This window comes from Halomonas elongata DSM 2581 (assembly GCF_000196875.2).
Lineage (GTDB): Bacteria > Pseudomonadota > Gammaproteobacteria > Pseudomonadales > Halomonadaceae > Halomonas > Halomonas elongata.
In genome coordinates this window covers 1,264,240-1,285,071 of sequence record NC_014532.2, presented here as the reverse complement: position 1 = coordinate 1,285,071, position 20,832 = coordinate 1,264,240, and the positions used below count along the sequence as shown (strand labels likewise).

At 63.0% G+C, this 20,832-nt stretch carries 26 protein-coding genes; 2 read left to right on the top strand and 24 right to left on the bottom strand.

Annotation, left to right across the window (positions count from 1 at the left end):
* The 13 genes from HELO_RS06135 to HELO_RS06075 all read right to left on the bottom strand — a co-directional run bounded on the left by HELO_RS06135 (position 1) and on the right by HELO_RS06075 (position 13,486).
* Entirely contained in the window at positions 1–1,122 is a 1,122-nt protein-coding gene (locus tag HELO_RS06135; protein ID WP_013331876.1) for a beta-ketoacyl-ACP synthase III, read from the bottom strand.
* 34 nt (positions 1,123–1,156) lie between these two features.
* Entirely contained in the window at positions 1,157–5,194 is a 4,038-nt protein-coding gene (gene hrpA / locus HELO_RS06130; protein ID WP_013331875.1) for an ATP-dependent RNA helicase HrpA, read from the bottom strand.
* A 151-nt stretch (positions 5,195–5,345) separates the two neighbouring features.
* The gene (locus tag HELO_RS06125; protein ID WP_013331874.1) at positions 5,346–7,016 is read right to left on the bottom strand and encodes an AMP-binding protein; all 1,671 of its coding nucleotides are present in this window, start codon (positions 7,014–7,016) and stop codon (positions 5,346–5,348) included.
* A 99-nt stretch (positions 7,017–7,115) separates the two neighbouring features.
* Positions 7,116–7,898 (bottom strand): class II glutamine amidotransferase, encoded by a 783-nt coding sequence (locus HELO_RS06120; RefSeq protein WP_013331873.1) that lies wholly within the window; start codon positions 7,896–7,898, stop codon positions 7,116–7,118.
* 85 nt (positions 7,899–7,983) lie between these two features.
* Positions 7,984–8,994 carry a tyrosine-type recombinase/integrase gene (locus HELO_RS06115; RefSeq protein WP_013331872.1) on the bottom strand — a complete coding sequence of 337 codons (1,011 nt, stop codon included), beginning with the start codon at positions 8,992–8,994 and terminating at the stop codon, positions 7,984–7,986.
* Positions 8,991–9,215 (bottom strand): DUF4224 domain-containing protein, encoded by a 225-nt coding sequence (locus tag HELO_RS06110; RefSeq protein WP_041601960.1) that lies wholly within the window; start codon positions 9,213–9,215, stop codon positions 8,991–8,993. The genes HELO_RS06115 and HELO_RS06110 overlap by 4 nt, the downstream gene beginning before the upstream one ends.
* Before the next feature lie 16 nt (positions 9,216–9,231).
* Positions 9,232–9,774 (bottom strand): HNH endonuclease, encoded by a 543-nt coding sequence (locus tag HELO_RS06105; protein ID WP_013331871.1) that lies wholly within the window; start codon positions 9,772–9,774, stop codon positions 9,232–9,234.
* 63 nt (positions 9,775–9,837) lie between these two features.
* Positions 9,838–10,383: an HD domain-containing protein gene (locus tag HELO_RS06100; protein WP_013331870.1), complete on the bottom strand. Its 546-nt coding sequence runs from the start codon at positions 10,381–10,383 to the stop codon at positions 9,838–9,840.
* Positions 10,384–10,555: 172 nt separating this feature from the next.
* Positions 10,556–10,723 (bottom strand): hypothetical protein, encoded by a 168-nt coding sequence (locus HELO_RS19110; RefSeq protein WP_157953399.1) that lies wholly within the window; start codon positions 10,721–10,723, stop codon positions 10,556–10,558.
* Complete coding sequence (locus HELO_RS06090) at positions 10,716–11,111, bottom strand: hypothetical protein (RefSeq protein WP_013331869.1); 396 nt, start codon at positions 11,109–11,111, stop codon at positions 10,716–10,718. The genes HELO_RS19110 and HELO_RS06090 overlap by 8 nt, the downstream gene beginning before the upstream one ends.
* A gap of 70 nt (positions 11,112–11,181) precedes the next feature.
* Complete coding sequence (locus HELO_RS06085) at positions 11,182–11,646, bottom strand: hypothetical protein (RefSeq protein ID WP_013331868.1); 465 nt, start codon at positions 11,644–11,646, stop codon at positions 11,182–11,184.
* Positions 11,643–11,918, bottom strand: coding sequence for a hypothetical protein (locus HELO_RS06080; protein ID WP_041601958.1), 276 nt, complete (start codon positions 11,916–11,918; stop codon positions 11,643–11,645). The genes HELO_RS06085 and HELO_RS06080 overlap by 4 nt, the downstream gene beginning before the upstream one ends.
* The gene (locus tag HELO_RS06075) at positions 11,915–13,486 is read right to left on the bottom strand and encodes a DNA cytosine methyltransferase (RefSeq protein WP_013331867.1); all 1,572 of its coding nucleotides are present in this window, start codon (positions 13,484–13,486) and stop codon (positions 11,915–11,917) included. The genes HELO_RS06080 and HELO_RS06075 overlap by 4 nt, the downstream gene beginning before the upstream one ends.
* Before the next feature lie 112 nt (positions 13,487–13,598).
* On the opposite strand from HELO_RS06075, the gene HELO_RS06070 reads away from it, so the two are divergent.
* Complete coding sequence (locus HELO_RS06070) at positions 13,599–13,898, top strand: hypothetical protein (RefSeq protein ID WP_041601957.1); 300 nt, start codon at positions 13,599–13,601, stop codon at positions 13,896–13,898.
* 107 nt (positions 13,899–14,005) lie between these two features.
* Here HELO_RS06070 and HELO_RS19105 read toward each other — a convergent pair whose 3' ends face one another.
* The 10 genes from HELO_RS19105 to HELO_RS06025 form a co-directional block, all read right to left on the bottom strand.
* Positions 14,006–14,596 carry a hypothetical protein gene (locus HELO_RS19105; protein WP_157953398.1) on the bottom strand — a complete coding sequence of 197 codons (591 nt, stop codon included), beginning with the start codon at positions 14,594–14,596 and terminating at the stop codon, positions 14,006–14,008.
* A 320-nt stretch (positions 14,597–14,916) separates the two neighbouring features.
* Positions 14,917–15,426, bottom strand: coding sequence for a single-stranded DNA-binding protein (ssb, locus tag HELO_RS06065; RefSeq protein ID WP_013331866.1), 510 nt, complete (start codon positions 15,424–15,426; stop codon positions 14,917–14,919).
* Between the two features lie 8 nt (positions 15,427–15,434).
* Complete coding sequence (locus HELO_RS06060; RefSeq protein WP_013331865.1) at positions 15,435–16,370, bottom strand: recombination-associated protein RdgC; 936 nt, start codon at positions 16,368–16,370, stop codon at positions 15,435–15,437.
* A 39-nt stretch (positions 16,371–16,409) separates the two neighbouring features.
* A complete protein-coding gene (locus HELO_RS06055; protein ID WP_013331864.1) occupies positions 16,410–17,294 on the bottom strand; it encodes a hypothetical protein in 885 nt (294 codons plus the stop codon).
* Positions 17,287–18,072, bottom strand: coding sequence for a Rad52/Rad22 family DNA repair protein (locus HELO_RS06050; protein WP_013331863.1), 786 nt, complete (start codon positions 18,070–18,072; stop codon positions 17,287–17,289). Before HELO_RS06050 ends, HELO_RS06055 begins: the two co-directional genes overlap by 8 nt.
* Before the next feature lie 214 nt (positions 18,073–18,286).
* Complete coding sequence (locus HELO_RS06045; protein WP_041601956.1) at positions 18,287–18,616, bottom strand: hypothetical protein; 330 nt, start codon at positions 18,614–18,616, stop codon at positions 18,287–18,289.
* Positions 18,613–18,813: a hypothetical protein gene (locus tag HELO_RS06040; RefSeq protein WP_013331862.1), complete on the bottom strand. Its 201-nt coding sequence runs from the start codon at positions 18,811–18,813 to the stop codon at positions 18,613–18,615. The genes HELO_RS06045 and HELO_RS06040 overlap by 4 nt, the downstream gene beginning before the upstream one ends.
* Before the next feature lie 4 nt (positions 18,814–18,817).
* Positions 18,818–19,027: a hypothetical protein gene (locus tag HELO_RS06035; protein WP_041601955.1), complete on the bottom strand. Its 210-nt coding sequence runs from the start codon at positions 19,025–19,027 to the stop codon at positions 18,818–18,820.
* 286 nt (positions 19,028–19,313) lie between these two features.
* A complete protein-coding gene (locus HELO_RS19100) occupies positions 19,314–19,469 on the bottom strand; it encodes a hypothetical protein (protein WP_157953397.1) in 156 nt (51 codons plus the stop codon).
* Between the two features lie 11 nt (positions 19,470–19,480).
* Complete coding sequence (locus HELO_RS06025) at positions 19,481–19,696, bottom strand: hypothetical protein (RefSeq protein WP_049786195.1); 216 nt, start codon at positions 19,694–19,696, stop codon at positions 19,481–19,483.
* Between the two features lie 249 nt (positions 19,697–19,945).
* Here HELO_RS06025 and HELO_RS06020 point away from each other — a divergent pair, with 249 nt between their 5' ends.
* Entirely contained in the window at positions 19,946–20,227 is a 282-nt protein-coding gene (locus HELO_RS06020) for a hypothetical protein (protein ID WP_041601953.1), read from the top strand.
* Here the strand turns inward: HELO_RS06020 and HELO_RS06015 are convergent.
* A complete protein-coding gene (locus tag HELO_RS06015) occupies positions 20,224–20,616 on the bottom strand; it encodes a hypothetical protein (RefSeq protein ID WP_041601952.1) in 393 nt (130 codons plus the stop codon). The genes HELO_RS06020 and HELO_RS06015 overlap by 4 nt on opposite strands.
* Between the last annotated feature and the right edge of the window lie 216 nt (positions 20,617–20,832).

The following is a 20,832-nucleotide window of genomic DNA, read 5'->3' as shown; positions in this document are numbered from 1 at the left end:
TCAGCAGCGACGCACCACGACATTGCCGGCACTGTAGCCCGCGCCGAAGGAACACACCACCCCCAGGGCTCCCGCCGCCAGGTCACCGCGATGCAGGTGAAAGGCGATGATGGAACCGGCCGAGCTGGTGTTGGCATAGCGGTCGAGAATGATCGGTGCCTCTTCCGGCGTAGGATCCCGCCCCAGCACGCGACGCGCGATCAGGTCGTTCATGTGGCGGTTGGCCTGGTGCAGCCACAGGCGCGACAGATCGTCACCGCCCAGCGAAAGGCTCGCCAGGTGCTCGCCGATCAAGGCCGCGACCAGCGGGCAGACTTCCTTGAACACTCGCCGCCCTTCCTGGACGAACAGCTTGTCGGCGCCCAGCGGATCGCTGTCGGTGACCCGATTGAGAAAGCCCGCGTTATTGCGAATGGCATTGGAAAAACGCGTCACCAGTCGCGTGCCGAGCACCTCGAAGCGGGATTCGGCGGTGGCCAGGGCCTCGTCTTCCAGCACGATGGCCGTACAGGCGTCGCCAAAGATGAAGTGACTGTCACGGTCGCGAAAGTTGAGGTGCGCCGAGCAGATCTCGGGGCTGACCACCAGCACGCGGCTGGCCGAGCCGGCGCGAATGGCATTGGTTGCGGCATCGATGGCGAAGGTGGCCGACGAACAGGCCACGTTCATGTCGTAGGCATGGCCACCGGCACCCAGTGCAGCCTGTAGCTCCACCGCCACGGCCGGATAGGCACGCTCCAGGTTGGAGCAGCCGACGATCACCAGGTCGATATCGGCAGCCGCCACCTTGGCGGCCTGCAGGGCCTCGTTGGCCGCGGCAACGCCCATCTCGGCCTGGATGGAAAGCGCATCGTCGTCACGCGCCGGCAGGTTCGGCCGCATCCGTTCGGGGTCGAGGATACCCTCGGCATCCAGCACATAGCGACTGTGAATGCCCGAGGCCTTGACGATGAAGTCCTCGCTGGACGGCTGCAGCGGCTCCCGCTCGCCCGCGGCGATGGCCTCGGCCCAACGGGCATTTTCGGCTTCCACCCAGGTGTTGAAGGTCTTCACCAGGGCGGCGTTGTCGATCGCCTGTGCCGGTGTGAAGAGCCCCGTGCCGGTGATCACCACTCGGGTCATGCAATTCTCCCTTTCTGCGGCTCATGGCCGCGCCTCAGCCGCGTCCGGTGATCTCCGCCCAGCGCTTTTCAAGGCGCTTGGCCGACACCGGCATTCTGGTGCCCAGTTGCTGGGCAAACAGCGAGACCCGCAATTCCTCGATCCACCAGCCGAACTCGACCAGTGCCGGGTCTTCCACCTCGCCGCGTCGCTCGCTCTCGCGTCGCGCGGCCAGGCGCGCCTCGAAATCCTGTATCTCCTGCATGTGCATCTGATCGCGCATGCGTTCCCGCGGTGCCTTCTCCAGGCGAATCCGCGCGGCTTCCATGTAACGAGGATACTCCTCTAGCCACTCGCCCGCCTCGCTGACAAAGCCAGGATGCACCAGACGCTGCATTTGTGCTTTTAAATCACTGTAAACCAGCGCCAGAGACAGGTTGAGATTACCCTTCAACGCCTTGGTCACCGCCAGGTGCCCCTCGAGGGCTCGTTCCAGGGTGGCCAGCAACGCCTCCGCCTTCGGCACCAGATCTGCACGGCAAGCCGACAGCCGCTGCTCGAGCTCATCCGCCGAGCGTGGCAGCGGGTCCACCGCCACGACCTGGCGGAAGGCCGCCGCCACGACATCGTCGCTGAGCTGGCGCTTGCTGCCGACCTTGGTGAACAGCAAGGCGCAGGTTTTCATGCCGCCAAGACGCTCGATGGCCCTGGCCTGATCGGGCAGGCGTGCCATGGCGGCCCACACCACGCCCCGACGATGCGCTTCCCGTGCCTTGTCGGGATGATCGAAGAGTTCGACGTCCAGAGCATCGCCGCGCGGCACCACCGCCGGGAAGGCCTCGACGCGGATGCCCGCCTGGGTGGTCACCCGGGATTCGGGAAGCGCCGTCTCCGGCAGGCTATCGAGCGCGCGTCCTTCGCTGGTCTGTTCTGCCAGTGCCTGGGCGCCCTGCCCCGCCGCTTCTTCGAAGCGTCGCTCGAGCTCGCGGACATCGCGCCCCTGTCCGAGCTCCCGCCCTTCATGATCGACCACCCGCAGGTTCATGACCAGATGGGGCTCGAGCTGATCGAGCCGCCAGTCGTCGGGATGCGGACGCGCGCCGGTCTTGCGGCGCAGGAATTCCCCCAGCGCCTCGGTGAGCGGCATATCGTCCGGGGTCATGGTCTGCAGGGCGGCGTCCACCCAGTCCGGAATCGGCACCACCTGGCGGCGCATGGCCTTGGGCAGAGACTTGAGCAGGCTGATGCACTTCTCGCGCAGCAGTCCCGGTACCAGCCACTCCAGACGCCCCGCGGGCAACTGCGGCAGCATGGCCGCCGGCACGGTCAGCGTCACGCCGTCGTCCTCGGCGCCGGGCGCGAAATGATAGCTCAGCGGATAACGCACCCCACCCAGCGAGAGTTCGTCGGGGTAGTCCGCCTCGGTGACTTCCTCGGCCTGACGGGCGAACAGCGCCTGGCGATCGAACTTGAGGATATCGGGATCGTCGCGCTCGGCCTTCTTGCGCCAGGCCTCGAACCCCTTGCCGTTGACGACATCCTCGGGAATCCGCGCATCGTAGAAGTCGAACAGCGCCTCTTCGTCGACCAGGATGTCACGCTTGCGGGCCCGGTCCTCGAGGTCCTCGACCTCTTCGATCAGCGCCCGGTTATGCTCAAAGAACTCGCCGCGCGTCTTGAACTCGCCCTCGACCAGCGCCCGGCGAATGAACAGCTCCCGGGATTCCTGCGGCGCAATGGGGCCGTAATGGACTCGCCGACGCGCAACGATCGGCAGGCCGAACAGGGTCACCTGCTCGAAAGCCACCACCTGGGCGCGCTTCATCTCCCAGTGCGGCTCGCTGTAGCTGCGCTTGACCAGATGCTCGGCCGCGGGCTCGATCCATTGCGGATCGATGCGTGCCACGGTGCGGGCAAACAGTCGCGAGGTCTCGACCAGCTCGAAGGCCATCAGCCACTTGGGCGTCTTCTTCGCCAGCCCCGAGCCGGGGTGAATCATGAACTTGCGGTTGCGCGCGCCCAGATATTCGCGATTCTCGAGAAACTGGCCCAGATGCGACAGCAGCCCCGGCAGCAGCGCCTTGTGTAAGCGTGCGGCATTCTCGCGGCGTGCCTGCCGGGTGGCTTCGTCATCCGCCTTGTCATCGGCAATGGCGGCCGGTTCCGAGGGCTTGGCCGGCACCTCGATATCCATGTCGCGCAGCAACTGGCGAAGCTGACGGAAGGTGTCGTGCCACTCCCGCAGTCGCAGATAGTTCAGGTAGTGATCGCGGCACCAGCGGCGCAGGCGATTGCCGGACAGCTCGTCCCTGGCGGCCTCGAAGCCGTTCCAGAGGTTGAGCAGTGCCACGAAGTCGGAATCCGCATCCTGCCAGCGCCGATGCGCCTGATCGGCGGCCTCGCGCTTGTCGGCCGGCCGTTCCCGAGGATCCTGGGTGGCCAGTGCCGAAACCACGATCAGCACCTCGCGCAAGCCGCCCTGCTCGGCACCGGCCAGCAGCATGCGCGCCAGGCGGGGATCGATGGGCAGGCGCGCCAGACGCTTGCCCATGGGCGTGAGGCGCTGCCCGCCATCCACCGCGCCGAGTTCGAACAGCAGGCGGAAGCCGTCGGTGACGAACCGCGAGTCCGGTGGATCGACGAAGGGAAAGGCCGAGATGTCACCGAGCTTGAGCGACAGCATCGAGAGGATCACCGAGGCCAGGTTGGTACGCCGGATCTCCGGATCGGTGAATTCCGGACGCCCCAGGAAATCCTCCTCATCGTAGAGACGGATGCACACGCCCTCCGCGATACGCCCGCAGCGGCCCTTGCGCTGATTGGCACTGGCCTGGCTGATCGGCTCCACGGGCAGGCGCTGGATCTTGGCCCGGTAGCTGTAACGGCTGATGCGCACCAGCCCCGGATCGATCACGTAGCGGATGCCCGGCACGGTGAGCGAGGTCTCGGCGACATTGGTCGACAGCACGATGCGTCGCCCCTTGTGGGGCGCGAAGACGCGGTTCTGCTCGGCATTGGAAAGCCGCGCATAGAGCGGCAGGATCTCGGTGTCGCGCAGATCGGCGCGGCGCAGGGTATCGGCGGTCTCGCGAATCTCGCGCTCGCCGGGCAGGAACACCAGAATGTCGCGAGGCCCATGGAACCAGCGCTTCTCGCGCTCGATGGTCTCGATCTCTTCCACCGCGTGCAGGATGCCCTCCTGAAGGGTGCGGTCCTCCTCGTCTTCCTCGTCGCGGATCAGCGGGCGATAACGCACCTCCACCGGATGAGCTCGCCCGGAGACTTCCACCACCGGCGCCGGTCGCGTCTTGCCCTCGGCATCCTCGGTGGCGAAATGCGCGGCGAAACGCTCCACATCGATGGTCGCCGAGGTGATGATCACCTTGAGATCGGGGCGGCGCGACAGCAAGCGCTTGAGATAGCCGAGCAGGAAATCGATGTTGAGGCTGCGCTCGTGCGCCTCATCGATGATGATCGCCTCGTAGCGGGACAGGTCCGGGTCGTTGCGCGTCTCGGCCAGCAGGATGCCATCGGTCATCAGCTTGACCCGGGTGGCCTCCGCCGTCTGGTCGGTGAAGCGCACCTGATAGCCGACCTGCTCGCCGAGCGGCACCTGCATCTCCTCGGCCAGGCGGGTCGCCACGGAGCGCGCCGCCAGCCGCCGCGGCTGGGTATGACCGACGAGGCCACGCTGACCGAGCCCGAGCTCCAGGCACAGTTTGGGCAACTGGGTGGTCTTGCCCGAACCGGTCTCGCCGGCCACCACCACGACCTGGTGGTCACGCAGGGCCGCGAGGATGTCCTCGCGCCGTTCGGAAACCGGCAGCTCGGCGGGATAGTCCAGGTGCACCGGACGCGCGGCGCGAGCCTCGACCTTGCCGCGCGACCGCTCGATCTCGCGGCGTATCTCGGCAAGTCCGCGATCCACGGGTTTGCCTTGGCGGATGCGTCGGGTCAAGCCGGCGAGGCGCTTGTGCAAACGCGGGGCATCCCGCGACTGAACGCCATCGAGCTCGCCCTGCAGAGCCTTCAGGGCATCGAGATCGGTTCGGGAAGCGTCGGCGGCTTGGTCGGTCTGGGGGCTACTACTCACGATGGCTCGATGACTCCGGTGATCGTTGGCGGGAGAATTGTAACGCCCCGCCGGGTGCGTCGCCTAATCGAGCCGGACCGACCCCGGAGCTATCGCCGTCGGCTCTGCCGAGCGGCCCCGGGGACAAGCCCCGGAGCCACTACCACAACGCTCACGAACTTTCGCCATCCTCGTCACGCAACTGGCGGCGCAGCACCTTGCCGACGTTGGTCTTCGGCAGTTCGTCGCGGAACACGACCTGGCGCGGCACCTTGTAGGCGGCGAGTTCCTTCTTGCACCAGCGGCGCAGGGTCTCGGCATCGAGTTCGGGGTCCTTGGCCACCACGAACAGCTTGATCGCCTCGCCGCTCTCCTCGTCCGGCACGCCCACCGCGGCGGATTCCACCACACCGGGATGCATGGCCACCACATCCTCGATCTCGTTGGGATACACGTTGAAGCCGGACACCAGGATCATGTCCTTCTTGCGATCGACGATGCGGATATAGCCGTCGTCCTGCAGTTTGGCGATATCGCCGGTATGGAACCAGCCGTCGGCATCGATCGCCTTGGCGGTTTCATCGTCGCGATTCCAGTAGCCCTTCATCACCTGGGGGCCACGCACGCAGAGTTCGCCGGCCTCACCGAAGGGCAGGTCGTTGCCCTCGAGATCCACCACCTTCACCTCAGTGCCGGCTACCGGCTTGCCGATGGTGCCGAGTTGAATGGCGTCGATCGGATTGAAGCTGACGATGGGCGAGGTTTCGGTCAGGCCATAGCCCTCCGCCACTGCACAGCCGGTCACCTCCTCCCAGCGCTGGGCCGCCGCCTTGGTCAAGGCCATGCCGCCGGAAATGGTCAGCTTCAGCGACGAGAAGTCCAGGGCACGAAAATCCTCACGATTGCACAGGGCATTGAACAGGGTGTTGAGACCGACGAATCCGGAGAAATCGAGCGACTTCAGCTCCTTGACGAAGGCATCCAGGTCGCGGGGGTTGGTGATCAGCACCGAGTGGTTGCCCGTCTCCAGCATGAACAGGCAATTCACCGTGAAGGTGTAGATATGGTAGACGGGCAAGGGCGCGATGATGGTCTCGCCGCCCTCGCGCAGGCCCTTGCCGATGGCCTGACGCGCCTGAAGCATGTTGGCCACCAGGTTGCCATGGGTCAGCATGGTGCCCTTGGCCAGCCCCGTGGTACCGCCGGTATACTGCAGGGCCACGATATCGTCGGCGCCCCGACTCGCCTCGCGATGCTCCAGGCCGGCACCGAGGCGCAGGGCACGCCGCAAGGGCACGGCCTGGGGCAGGCCATAGGCCGGCACCATCTTCTTGACGTACTTGACCACGGCATTGATCAACTGACGCTTGGGGAAACTGTGCAGATCGCCGAGCTCGGTCACCACCAGGTGCTCGATGTCGGTACGCTCCAGCACCCGCTCCAGCTTGTCGGCCATATTGGCCAGGATGACGATGCCCCGTGCCCCCGAGTCCTTGAACTGGTGGGCCATTTCCCGCTCGGTGTACAGGGGATTGGTATTGACCACCACCAGGCCGGCCCGCAGGGCGCCGAAGACCGCCACGGGGAACTGCAGCGTATTGGGAAGCTGGATGGCGATACGGTCGCCGGGCTCGAGGCTCGTCTCGTGCTGCAGCCAGGCGGCGAAGTCGCCGGAAAGGCGATCCAGCTCGGCATAGCTGAGCGTCTGTCCCATGCAGCTAAAGGCGATGTTGTCGGCGAAGCGCTCGACGCTGGCGTGAAAGACATCCAGCACCGAAGTGTAGTCACCGGTGCCTTCCATCTCGGGGCCATTGAGAATGGCCGGGTTGGCGTGCTCGTTCATGGCGTTCTCCACGATTCGCGCCGACCCTGGGGTCGGCCTTTGTTATTCTGGGACTACCCTATACCAGCATGAACCGGCAGTAAAACAGACGATTGAAACTTACGTTTGATAGCGACCCTGAATCTCGCCATCGCGCCAGACCAGCAACTCGCCGGGTTCCATGCGTACCCAGTCCTCATTGTCGGTGAGCGGTTCGGTGGCGATGATCGACACTACATCGTTGGGCGTGGTGTGCTCGGCGAAGTTCACTGCCAGTTCGGCATCGGAAAGGCTCGCCCGGCCGAAGGGCGCCCGCCGGGTGATGTGCGCCAGCTTGGTCGAGCAGTAGGTGTAGAGAGACTCGCCATCGGCCAGCAGCAGATTGAAGACACCGAACGTCCGCAGGTGCTCGCACAGCTCATGCAGGTAACGCCACAGGGCGTCCCGATCCGTCGGCGGCTCGGGGAAGGCGCGACGCAGCTCGCCCATCAGCCAGCAGAAGGCATGTTCGCTGTCGGTGTCGCCCACGGGCTGATAGAACGACAGCGGCAACTGCTTCCACTCGTGACTGAGCTGGCCATTGTGGGCATAGCACCATGGGCGCCCCCACATCTCGCGGGTGAAGGGATGGGTGTTGGCCAGCCGCACCTGCCCGACGTTGGCCTGACGGATGTGGCTGATGACGACATGGGACTTGATCGGATAGTCACAGATCAAGCGCGCGATCGGCGAGTCGACCGACGGATGGGGATCGCGGAAATCGCGATAACCACCGGCTTCGTAGAAGGCGATGCCCCAGCCATCGCGATGCGGCCCGGTGCCGCCGCCGCGATGCAGGAATCCGGAGAAACTGAAACAGATGTCGGTGGGCACATTGGCGCTCATGCCGAGCAGTTCACACATGGAACACCTCGCCTTCGAATAATCCTTTGAATTCCGACATTTGCGTCATCCTGTGTCTCACGATATGCAAGGTGTCTCACAATCTCTACTTCACTGGCTTGATCGCTTGGCGCTTCCGCCGGTAATGCTGACGGGTAACAGCCACGCTCGTATGGTCGAGCAATTCTTGCGCCCTGGCGTCATTCTCGGCATCCGATCCCACTTTCGCCCGCAGGTCATGCTGCGTAAAGGCATGCTCAAGATCCGTCGCTTCCAGCGCCTTGTCCATGGTGGCCCGCCACCTGCCGTCCCAGGTCTGGGTCAGACCGTCTTCATTGACATAGCAGCGGCCTCGACGGTTCGGAAGCAGGTAAAGCGACAGCTTGGGTTTGCAGGATCTCGCCTCGGCGATGGCGGCACGCAGTGCGTCGGTCAGAACGAAGTCGATACTATTGCCTGTCTTGGCCACCTGCACCGTCAGCGTATTCTCGCCCACATGGTTCTCCATCAGCCGCAGGCAATCCGACTTGCGGATGCCGGTCAGCAGGATGATGGCCGCGAACGCCCGCTGTTGCCGCGTCGCTACAGTCTGCCACGCTGCCAGCTCCCAGTCCTCAACGTATCTGTCCCGCCCTTTCCGAAGTCCGTCTCGCTTCCCATAGGCTTTCACCAGCCCCTTGATGGGATGGCGATCGATGACGCCCCACCGGACGGCGAAATCGAGCACGCGATTCAGCACCTTCAAGTCCTGGTTCGCCAGATGCATCGACTTACGGCGCTGCACCTCGTCCATGTACTGGTAGACCAGTCGCGGCACGATCACTGCCACGGGGTTCGAACCCATGGTCGGGCGCAGCCTTCTCAGGCTCTGCCGGTAGTTGTTCTGGGCGCTATAACTCAGCGTCGGCAGTACCTCGACCGTGTAGCGATCGATCAGCTCCTCCAGCTTGTCGCCCGTCTGAATGTCCATGCGATCCGCAAAGGCGCGCAGGGCCTCAGTATAACTCTCGCCCAGGCGGAACCAGCTTTTGTTGTCGAAGGCGGCCCGCTCGTGCTGACGCGGGCGGTAATAGTACGCGCCATGCTTCCACGCCCAGCGCGAGGGGAGCTTGCTCATCCGTCCAAGGCCTCCAGGTTCAACACTGCTTTCGGGTGTCCGGCGTCGTTCGCCGCCTCGCATCCCATTGCTTGATGGTAGGCCTGCCGGTCAATGACCGGCCAGCCGTCCGCCCTCACCACGTAAGGGATTCCCATGGCGTCGAGGTGCTGTCGCTGCCTGGCACGCTGGGCGCAGCCTGTCAGCTCCCTCACCTCCTTGCGTGATAGTACCAGCTCCATATCGACCTCCCGGAAACTAAGAGGCCGCCTTGTTGGCGGCCTTGAGTGCTGCGTAGTGGGCAAACGCTGGATCGTCGGGTCGTGGCACGTCGGTCCATATCCTCCCGCGTCGGATCAGGCTGACCGTGGCGTGCGAGACGCCAAACTCGATGGCAATCCGCTTGTTGGTCTGCCCTTCCGTGATTCGCTGGATGATCTTCTCGACCTTGCGGCGCGTCAGGATGGCACGCGGGTTGATCTCGCCCTTGTGCCCCGGGAACTTGCCGCGACCCTTGGTCATCATGTCCTGCGTGTTGTCCATATGGGTGCCCAGCCAGAGGTGGTCAGGATTGACGCAGGCCGGGTTGTCGCAGGTGTGACAGACCACCAGGCCCTCGGGGATCGGGCCTTTATGGATCAGATACGATGCCCGATGAGCCCGGACTGCCACCCTGCCGACCTTGAGCCGCCCGTAGCCGCCGCGCGAACTGAGCGCATCGGTCCATTCCCAACAGCCCGTCGCGGGATTCAGCCGGTACTTGGTATGGAAGCGCTCCACGGCTTCGTCTGGAATCTCCATCCCTACCTCCAGATACAAAAATGCCGCCCTGGTGGCGGCTGTTATCGGGTATCGCTGCGCTGCTCACGCATCCGAGGCTTCTGCATCACGCCTCCCGTAGTAGGTAGCGACGGATGCGTCAGCTATCCGGAGCAAGTGTTCGTTACCAGCCCGCATCACTCTCAGCAACTCCCGTTTCTCCGCCATGTAGACCCTGGCAAAGTCAGGATCGCGCTCCACAATGCTCATCGTGTTGTCGATCAAGTCGGCCAACTTGATGGTCTGAGCTTCAGGGCTGATCCGGACCAACCGATCGCGCTCCATTGCTTTGCGGTGTGCCCGGTTGCCTTGGGCAGGATCGGTGAACTGATCCGTCAGTTCGTAGACGTAGTCGGCCACCGCCGGGCCAAATTCGTGCGCAAGAGCTCTGAACGTGACATGCGTGTCTTCCACGACATCGTGGAGATAAGCTGCTGCGATCATGGCCGTGGTTCCACCAACACTTTCCACCGTCGTGGCTACCGCGGCCGGATGTAGGTGATAAGGCTCGTCGGTGTACTTGCGGCGCTGCCCCACAGCTTGGTGCGCGGCTCGGCTGTAGATCGCTGCGCGAGTTATCAGATCAGTCATGGCCACCTCGACCCATTCACAATCAGAATCGTACTGACTATCCAGAATCCAGCCGCCAGCGCTCTTGTAAATCCTGCCCACTCAGAGGCATCCCATTGCCAAGCAATGAACCCGAAGATCGCCCACGCCAAGACCGCGGCGGCTATGCTCAGTGCTGCTTGTTGAATCACCCTCATCCTTGCCCCCAGGGCCAGTCACTCCATCCGGCCAACTTCATCACGGCAAATGTACCGATCAGTAGCGTCCAATCCCATACCCCGTAACCGCCCATGAACAAAAAGGCCGCGACACAAGATAGCGCCACGGCCACGTAGTTCGCGATCAGCTTCACGCTAGCCATTGCCACCTCCATTCATCATGTCGCAGTTCTCGCAGACCCCGCCATTGGCGGCCATGAAGCCGGCGCCGTAGCTGTCCGGCGGGTACGTATCGCCGCAAGCGCACTTGACCATCTCCGGCTCATCACCCGGCCTCACGCACGGAACACCAAAGCGCTCCATGAGATCGCACGAGGAATGCTCGCTATGGTATCGACCCTTGGCCCGGGCGAAGCGCTCTGCCAGGCGGGCGGTTTCGCGTAGGCCCGCCATCTCATCCGAACGCATCTCCCATGCCGCCATGAATCCCTGGTAGGCGGCATCGTGTTCGCTGAGCCAGTGCGTGTTCTCGTCCTTAACCCACTCATCGAAGGCGGCGCACATTCGCTCATGGTCCTGCTTGGCGTCCATCACTCCTCCTCCCCTCTGCTATTCATCTTCCGGGCGCCTGCTGCGAACAGCGCCCACTCCGCTCCCAGCGTCAGCACGACACCGATGGGGATGCCGATGGCGATGTAGATGAGCATGGGGCCTCCTCGGATTGGCAGCGCAACTCATCAGCGAATTTCTCCAGGTAATCAGCGACGCGATGCCGGTTGACTTCTGTTAGGCCGCGGACGGCATTTGCTGCCAATCGCGCCCCCTCTGCTCTGATAGCAGCATCCTGACAGGCGACGGACTCGCTATCCGCCAGCTTGCACCTTTCGTATGTGTCGTGCGCGCTGTCCGGCGTGTCGCTGTCCGGCAGTTGGCAATAGCCAAGCTCAACGGCGTTCAGAATGAATTGGGCTCGCTCTGTTGCCAGAGACGCCAGCGCCTCGCGCTCCCACTGCAACCTCCGCAGCTCGTCGACGATATTGATGACCATCGGCCAGCCCAGGGTGACGCCGGCGGGGCCGTGGCGATCTTTGGCCAGCTTCAGCAGTTGTTCGGGATCGATGCTCATGATGTCCTCCTGTAGCTCGGAAGCCCGCCGATCTGGCCGGCGGTCGCGATATAGCCTTTCCTGATCCAGTCTCGGATCGTCGCCTCGGCCAACACAGCCGAGTGACGCTCGGCTTGACCGCCTCGGCTGGCAATGCAGCGGCTGAGGTCCGGCATCGTGAACGGCATCGGCAGTCGCCAGCGCAGCATCTCGAGCTGATAGCGCGTATTGAGCCGGGCGCGGCAGCCCGGTGGGTGGACCGGGGCTAGGGATGGTCTGAATGATGTGGTCATGCAGCCTCCTTGGGTGCCGGCATGTATTGACGCTCGTGCGTGAAGTTGGCCTCGACGATGGCGCGGGCCAGCGGTGGGCAGACGCTGTTGCCGATCAGGCGCACCTGCTGGTACTTGGGCACAGCGCGACCGCCTGCCTCGGCGAATTGGTAGCCATCGGGGAAGCCCTGGGCGGCGGCGAGTTCATGGGGCTGGAGCATGCGCATGCCGATGTCGACGATGGCGTATTGCTCGCCCTCGATCGTGACGGTGACCAAGCCAAAGCGGTCGCGGGTGGGCATGGTGTGCAGCGGATCACTGCACTCCTGACCGATGCCTCTCCCGTAGTACTTCACCAGGAAGGCGGCCACCGCCGCGGCGTGAGTGCCGCCGGCGCAGACAGTGGGTATGGGATGCCGCGGATCTCGACCACCGCGCTCGCTGCCCTTGAGGTTCAGCAGGCTCACGGCTACCGGGGCATTGTGGTCGGTCGCGGTGATCGTCGGCAGTGGCTTGCGGAGGTCGGCGCCAACCACGCCGCCGTAGTGCTTGGCTAGGAAGGCTGAGACCAGAGCGTGCTTCTGACCACCCGCGACCACGGTGCCGAGCGGACGCTGTATGTCGAGGGTGCGCGGCGCCTGTCCGGCGCGCTCCCCGTAGCCGGTCTGCACCAGGCTTGGCGCCACCAGAGCAAAGCTGCCGCCCTTCGGCCAGGCGGTGACCGTGCGCAATGGCTCGCTGGTTGCGTTCACCAGTTCCGATCCGTTGCCGTAGTTGGCGATGGGTACGATGAACGGCTCTCCGGCCTCCACTACGAAACGCATCACGCCCTTGGCGATCCGCCGCAAGGTGGCGTCGGCCAACGGGCGCGGCCGGTCGAATATCGAGGGGCAAGGGATGCTCCAGTCGATGCACTCGGCAGCGGTGGTCCAGGGCTTGAGCTTGCCCCGTCGAACGGCCGGGGTGGCCGGATCGGCATGCGTCGGCTTGGGCCAGACGATGGGCAGGCCGTCGCGCCGAGCAACCAGGAAAAGCCGACGCCGGATGGTCGGAGCGCCGTAGTCACAGGCGCGCAGGATTTTCCAGTCCACCTGGTAGCCGTGGCGGCCCAGGGCGCGGACGAACGCCCGGAATGTCTGCCCTTTGCGTGCGGGGTCCGGGACGATGCGGCCCTTGGCGTCCTTCATCAGCGGGCCCCAGTCGAGGAATTCCTCGACGTTCTCCAGTGCAATCACCCGCGGCTTCACCTTTGCCGCCCATCGAGCAGCTACCCAGGCCAGGCCCCGCACACTCTTGCTGACCGGGCGCCCGCCCTTGGCCTTGGAGTGATGCCGGCAGTCAGGAGAGAACCAGGCAAGCCCCACCGGCATGCCATGGACGGCCTCCGCTGGGTCGACATCCCACACATCGGCGACGCTGTGCTCGGCGTCCGGGTGATTCGCGGTATGCACGGCGATGGCTGTCGGGTCATGGTTGATGGCGAGATCCACCGGCCGCCCCAGGGCCTGCTCGATGCCCTCGCTGGCACCGCCACCGCCGGCGAAGTTATCGACCACCAATTCGTGGCCGAACAGGTTCAGGCTGGTCATGCGTCTCTCCTTGGCATGAAAAAGGCCACCGGGTGGTGGTCTTGGGTGGCTATTGGACGGGAGTTGCCCGCCCGGCTAGTGTTAGGGTTCCTGCCAGCGCGAGGGCTATGCCATGAACGTGTTCACGGGCGCTAAAACAGTCTCACCGGAAGAGTTCGATGAGATGAATTTGGAGGGCTTCAATATCATCTATGCGACCCCAGAGGACGGGCCTGTTGCTGAAGGCGATAATGTCGATCGCTCCATTCGGCTATGGGCTGATCGGGACGAGATGTACATGATGCGGATGGGCGCCGATTCTACTGAAGGTGAGAATCTAAGCATTCTGCATATCGCTGTTCCTGACATATCCGATGAGGAAGCGATCAAGCACCTGAAGCAGAAAGTGTCTGACAAGCTGGATCAGCCCTGACCCAGCCACTTCGCCCGCCGCCGGGCTCTGCGCTTGGCGGCGGATCATGGCTTTCTTCCTGGCATGAAAAGAACACCGGATAGGAGGCCCATTATGGTGAAAACTTTTTAGTGACTTTTGTGAGATAAGGAACGAGAATATACTGCATCCATGATATTTGCTAACTCTGGGGTTTTATTTATCAAATCCCAATGATCGGCCATCCCCCATGTTTTTGTTTCCACTTCACGACCAAGATGCGACTCTACTTTTATTCCAGCCTCTAAATATCTGCTGAATGGCTTTGAGCGATCCTTTCGCGACCTATTCAACCCTCTTTTATTTAGCAAAGTATTTGATGCATTGGAGATCAATGCTATTGGGTAGAATATAAGCTCTTCCAAAGGAACACCATTTTCATACAAGGATGTTAGTTCAGAAACTGGTATAACATGCTCTGACACCAGCTTTTCCCCTTTTTGTAGATCAGTTTCTCGGTAGATGTGCCCAAACCGGCGAGACCCGGATGTCATGCCAAGCAAATTGTTGCATGCTCGTATTCTTTTGTTGATCTCATTTCTCATCTCCCTTTTCTTTTGGTGTGTTGCTATCCTTTCTATTGTCTTTACATTTTCCCTGCAAAGCTCTATGTGCTCCAGTATTAAGTCGGCAGGACTAGCCCCGCCTTTACCTCTGACTCCGGGGATCCTTACTGGCATTGTTGCCCTCATGCGCTTTGGTTGATGTTAGTTCCCCAAAGCTTATCTTCCAAAATCACCGTGACCAAGGCGCGGCTACAAAGTTTAATGCCGCTATCTCGTCGCGGCGCACGGCCCGCCCTGCCTCCTGCTGCTGTGCAGTAGACTCGTCCGCCCATTGCAGTGCGCGGATAGAGACAAAGGAGGCGGAGGCCAGCGGGCTGACGGCCTTTATTGCTGCCCGAAGACCGCCTGCGGTAAGCCCGATACTGATACCGCGTCGGGCAGCGCGGCCATTCAAAAGAAAGCCCGACGAGGCCGGGCGGTGGGTGTCGGTGGTGTCAGCCGCCCATCAGCGGGTGCATGGGAGCGAATGGGATCTCGTCGTCGAAGTCGCCCCCGCCAGGAGGATTCGGCGGCGCGGTCTGTTGTTGCTGGTACTGCCGTTGCTGGTCGAAGTAGCCGTTCTGTGAGGGCTGCTGCTGAGCCTGGGCATTGCCCTGTGGCTGCCCTTGCCGGGAGTCGAGCATCTGCAGATCGTTGACGATGATCTCCGTGACGTAACGATCCTGACCGCTCTGGTCTTGCCACTTCCGTGTCTGCAGTCGCCCCTCGACGTAGAGTTTCGATCCCTTGCGGACGTACTGCTGCGCGACCTCGGCAAGGCGGCGGAAGACGATCAGGCGATGCCATTCCGTGCGCTCCTGGCGCTGCCCGCTCTGCTTGTCGGTCCAGGTGTCACTGGTGGCGAGGTTGATGTTGCCGACTGGCGTACCGGACTGGGTAAAGCGGATCTCGGGATCCTGGCCGACGTTGCCGATCAGGATGACCTTGTTGATGCCTCGGGCCATGGGGCCTCCTATGCTGCTGAGGGGAAGTCGGCACCAGCCTGGGCTTCGCCACCCAACCACTGGAGCAAGGTGTCGACGGTGACGCCGAGAACATGGGTCATGATCGTGAAGTCAGCCTCGAGGCGAGCAACGGGGTCGTCGCCATCGTCCTGCTGGGCAGCCTCGTCAATCACCGCGTCGTCGAACCTGATTGATTTGATGGTCAGGTCGTCGTGGAGAACGAACCGGATCATGCTCTCGATGCCCAAGGCGAGCTTGCTGGCCTGACGACCGCATTCCAGGTGGCTATGGATCTCGTCGCTATCCAGGTCGAGTTGCCGGCCTCGGATCACGCCATCATCGCCCTTGGCCTTGAGCTCCACTGTGTCGCCGATCTCCATCTCGGCGGGCCGTGTGCCCGGGTCGCTGAGCCAACTGGTCATGGCCCGCATGGGCAGGATGTTGGTGGCCAGCGGGGTGACACGCAGACTGCCCAGCGTCTCGCGCAGCAGATCGAGCACTTCCTCGGCACGCTTGCGGCTGCTGGTGTTGATGCCGATCAGTCCGCGTCGGGTGTCCCACCACAGATCGATCCTCGTGCTACGCACGAAGGCCTGGGGTAGCAGCTCCTCGTAGACTTGCTCCTTGAGGGTGAGCCTTTCCTGGCGGCGCAGTTTGCGGCCTTCGTCGGCCTCAAGGGCTTCGGCGCGTTCCTCGACTTCTTCGCGCACCACGCCGGAGGGCAGCAGGCGTTCCTGTCGCACAGCCGTCAGCAGCCGCTGGGCGTTGGCCTCGTGGCAGAGCTGGGTGCCAGCCCGGCCAGCGGGTGGGCACCAGCCAATGCGTCGAGCCTCGTTGCCGCCGAGGGGACGATAGGCCTGGGCGGCCAGCAACCCCTCGAGGTAGGCGTCGTCCAACCCGGGCGCGTCGTGTAGGCGGTACAAGTGTAGGTTGCGGAACCACATGATCTATCTCCTGGCGGGGCCTTGCCGGCCCCGGGCGGGTTACTGCTGCAGGCTGACGTGACGGATGTCGCCACGCTGAATGGCCGACAGCACATCGACGGCCTGGCTGGCGTCGAGCCCTGCGGACTGCAGATCCTCCAGGGCTTCACCGAACGGGTCGGCGGCCGGCACGTCCTGCAGCGCATTGTCGAGACCATCCCAGTCGGCGGAGTCTTCCTGGCTGAACACGGTGCCGCCGGCAGAGGCAACATCGCCGGGGGCAGGAGCGGGCATCTCGGCCTGCGCTTGCGCGGCGCGCAGGCGTTCCAGCTCCGCACGTTCCCGCTCGATCTCCTCGCGCTCGGCGGCCAGACGCTCACGCTCGAGGGCAGCGGCGTGTCGTTCACGCAGAGTGGCCAGCACCCGGGCCTTCTCGTCCTCGGCTTCCTTGGTGACGTCGAAATAGCCCTCAGTGTCGATGGCTTCGGCCTCGTCGATCAGGCCAGCCAGGCTGGTGGAGTCGAGCCCCTCAGCGGTGTCGAGGTAACTGGTGACTTCCTTGGACAACCGCTCGCGAAGCCGGGCGATGCGCTCCTCCTTGGCGCGCTGCTCGGCCTCATCCACTTCGCGTTTGGCTTCCCGGTGCGGGGCCTCCAATTGCTCGACTTCGCCGATCAAGCCCTTGGCACGCTGATTCACTTTCTCGATGAAATCGCGGTGGGGCTTGGTGATCGCGAGGCGGGCTTTGTCGGTGGCGGTACGCATCTTGGTCAACGCCTGGATGGCCTGCTTACCGGTTTTGTAGCCATCCTTGGTGGAGTAATCCGGCACGGTGCCGTATTTCGATTTCAGATCGGCCAGTTGCTGCTCGGCGTTGTCGAGTTCGACCAGCTCAGCGGCGTAGGGCTGCGGAGCGTTTTGCAGTTGTTCGGCGGCATTACCCATGGCTCTCGGCCTCCTGTTCGTTCTGCTGTTGACGTTCTGCTTTGGCGCGCTCGATGCCTTCCTCGGCAGCCTTCTGGATCATGGCGGCGCCTTTGCTGCCATCGACTCGGGCCATGCTGGCCTTATCCGGCACGCGCTGGAGGATGCGTTCGGCGGCAAGCTGGATGCTGCGAGGGTGAGGAATCTTGTTGCGCAGGGTGTCGCACTCACGGCTCAGCCAGTCCTGATACTCCTGGCGATAGCGCTCGATCTCGGCGTCGGCGTCTTCGGCTTGGGCAATCCGAGTCTCGGCCTCGCGGGCGGCCCGGTAATCCTGGTCGTCGAACATGCCGGTGAAGATGTCGGCAGCGAAGCCGAGCAGCGACAGGCACTTCTTCATGGCGTCCGATACCGACTTCTTGGGCGCCTCGCCGTCAGTCATCCAGGAGCCCTTGTTCGTGCGATAGACCGCCCGGGTGTGGCCGAACTGGGTCACTTCACCTTTCTCGCCTTGCCAGCGGTACCAGAGCAGGAGGCGGACGGTGTGCGTCAGCTCATAGGCCTTCACCTCTCCGGTCTGTGGGTCGAGGATCGGGGCGCCCTGGTCGTAGCGCTCCTCCTCGATCTGATACCCCCAGCCCAGGCCCATCGGGCCGAAGACCTGAGTGGCCAGCCGGATCATGTGCATGGTGTCGATCGCGGTGATCTGCTGGCCGTTGACGTTGGCCTGCTTCACCACGTTCGTCGGTGTTTTCTCCACCTGATGCCATAGCGCCAGATGGTCAGTGTCCTGAGTCATGGTCTATACTCCTCAGTGATCTACTTCCATGGATCGCCCGGCCCGCTCCTGTGCCTGTACCCGCAGGAGTGGGCCTTCTTTATGCGGCGTTGATCTATTCGTCTATTGCGCCTCCTGCTGCTGTGCGCGATTTGGTCCATGAGCTATACTTCTTATGATTCGTTGGGTGCGAATCTTTCCGGCCCGCTCCTGTTACCCGCAGGAGCGGGCTTCTTTATGCGGCCTTCTCGGCCTGCTCTCTGACGATCTGCTCCATCGCCCGCCCTACCCTCTCGCCTGCGTGCCGTATCTGCTCGTTATCGCCGGAGCGGAATGCCTGCATCAGCTCAGCCAGAGCGGATGGATAACGCTCGATGAACGCCTCTTGCGGGCCGCTGTACGTCGTGCCGCTGTCGTAGAGGTCGCCGTCTGCCCAGTCGTCAACATACGACTCGACCCACTCCCGCATCGCTGATTCGCGACGGTCGCGCTCGTCAAGTGCCTCCGGGTGAAGATGAGAGAATCGCGGAGCGATGGTGTCAGTGCCGATGTGCGCGATGTTCATGCCGCCTCCTGCCGTTCCCGGTAGTCGATTGCCAGGCTCTCGGGGTCGTCAGCGAACAGCGTCAGCGTGCTCGTCTCCCCGTCTCGACCTTCGATGGTGAGGGTGGCCGTGTAATACACGCCGCCCGGCGTGCGCCCCTCGCGAACGCCCACAAGAGTTATTCGCTCGATGCCATGGAGATTGATGTCCATGTTCATGTCGTCACCTATAGAGCTGGATCAGCGGCTCGGCCTGGCCATGCCAGCGCCGGGAGAAATCAGCAGCCCGGGCCGCGTTGGCCGGGTCTTTCGGCTCGGTCCAGCGGCAGCCGATGATGGGCCGCTCGGGCGCCTTGATGATCTTGCCCTTCGCTCGGGCTTGGCGGCGGGCTTCGATGACCCGGGCTCGCCGCTCTCGAAGATTCGGTTCCATGTCGCCCTCCTCTCGGGGTCAAAAAAGCCGCCCGGAGGCGGCAAGCAGGGATCGATGACCGGCTCTCGCCGGGATGCGGGTGCATCGGGGAGGATTCTGCTTCCGGCTTTGTGGCTTCACCGATCAGTTGCGCGACCTGTCGGCTAGCATCCGGCTTGTCATGGATGCGGGACTCCGGTTGGCCCGCACTACAGCCCCGAAAGGCAACAGAACCCTCTCCGATGGGCAGATATTCTCAGCGTCTGCCGGCGCTATGGGCCGCACTGCGCAGCGGATCGCGTGGTGCTCAGTCGGGGATGAATTCGTTTTCCAGCAGGCGTTCGCCTGACCAGCTACATTCCCCGCATAGCTCTCGGTCGAGATTTGTTGTCACGCCTTCCCATGCGGTGTTGTAGGTTTTCCCGCATGCATCGCACGTCATGTCCTGATAGCGATCACCCATGCTCTCCTCCTCTACGCCCGGGGCGCGGCGTGAACTTGAGCGGCGTACTCGGCAGGCGTAGCGCCTGCACGCCAAGCGTCTCGCGCACCATCAATCGAATAGCCGTCGATCCATTCAGTGCCATCAAGGTCGTGACCCAGGATGCGCTCGGCATTGACCGCCCAACGCTCGAACTGACTGGGCGCTGCCTGAGTGCTCTCCAGCATTCCTGTCTCGATATGCTCCATGTCGTGCTCTCCTGTCGTTGTGCATCCGTAGAGCGCCCTGGCGGTGTCCGTCAGTCGGCTCAACCTCGCTTCCTCCGACGCCGCTAAACGCCGAACATCCACGCGGCCATCCTGTGATCAGCAGGCAGAACCAGGACGCTCTCGGATACATTGCGATGCCGGTCTCTCCCGGCTGTCCCACCACTGCACAGGTGGCGCGCTTCGCGCTACGCTGAAGTTTCCACACATCGCGTAGCGAAAGAGGTTGATATGCCGAACTTTGTTGTCCGAGTCGAAATGCACTCAGCGAGCGCTGAGCACTACGAAATGCTTCACGAGAAGATGAAGGCAAGAGGGTATAAGCGCGAGGCGCAGGGCACGGATGGCCGTATGTACCGCCTGCCTGATGCGGAGTACATGGCAACCAAATCTTTCTCCGCCGATGACGTTAGGGACGAGACTCGGGCGATGGCCGATAGCATTGTCCCTGGAAGCTTTGTGCTGGTCTCTCAGGTGGAGCAAGTAAGCTGGTTCCTGGCGCCTGCTTCCTAGTAATAGCGATCCATAAGAGAAAAGACTTCACCCTCCTCTTGATCAGCTTCATGGCGGAGGCGTTTTGCTTCCGCCTCAAGCCTCTTGGCTCGAATCAGCTTGTCGCTCCACTCCTTCAGCAGTTTGGCAACGCAGCGGCGGGCCACTACATCGTCGGGCGTGAACCCTCCGGGTTGTGGGTCGCTCGACTCAGAGGGCTCGCCCTCAGCCTCGCTTCGCAGGTTTCGTACCTCATGGGCCAGCTCGAATAAATGCGCCGGCTCAACTGGGTTGCTGCTCTGAATGGCCCAGGTATCTATCAGTAGCGCCACCCGCTCCCGGTACTCCGGAATGATCGTGCTCGGGTCCACGCTGATGCTCAGTCGTGATTCTTGCTGTGCTTCGCTCATGGCGATTCCTCCTGTTGGCCATCCGCCTAACGACTCACAGAATCGCTAGGCGGATGCCCACTGCCTCAGCAATGGGCTGTCCTCATGACACGCCGTGGGCTCGTTTCCACCCAGCGCTGCCAGCGCTCCACCAAAGAGTTACGGCTCCCACCGCACTTTCCTTGGCGACCCGCTCGGGATCGACGTGTCCACCTGCCTGCATCTGGCCCCGTAGGT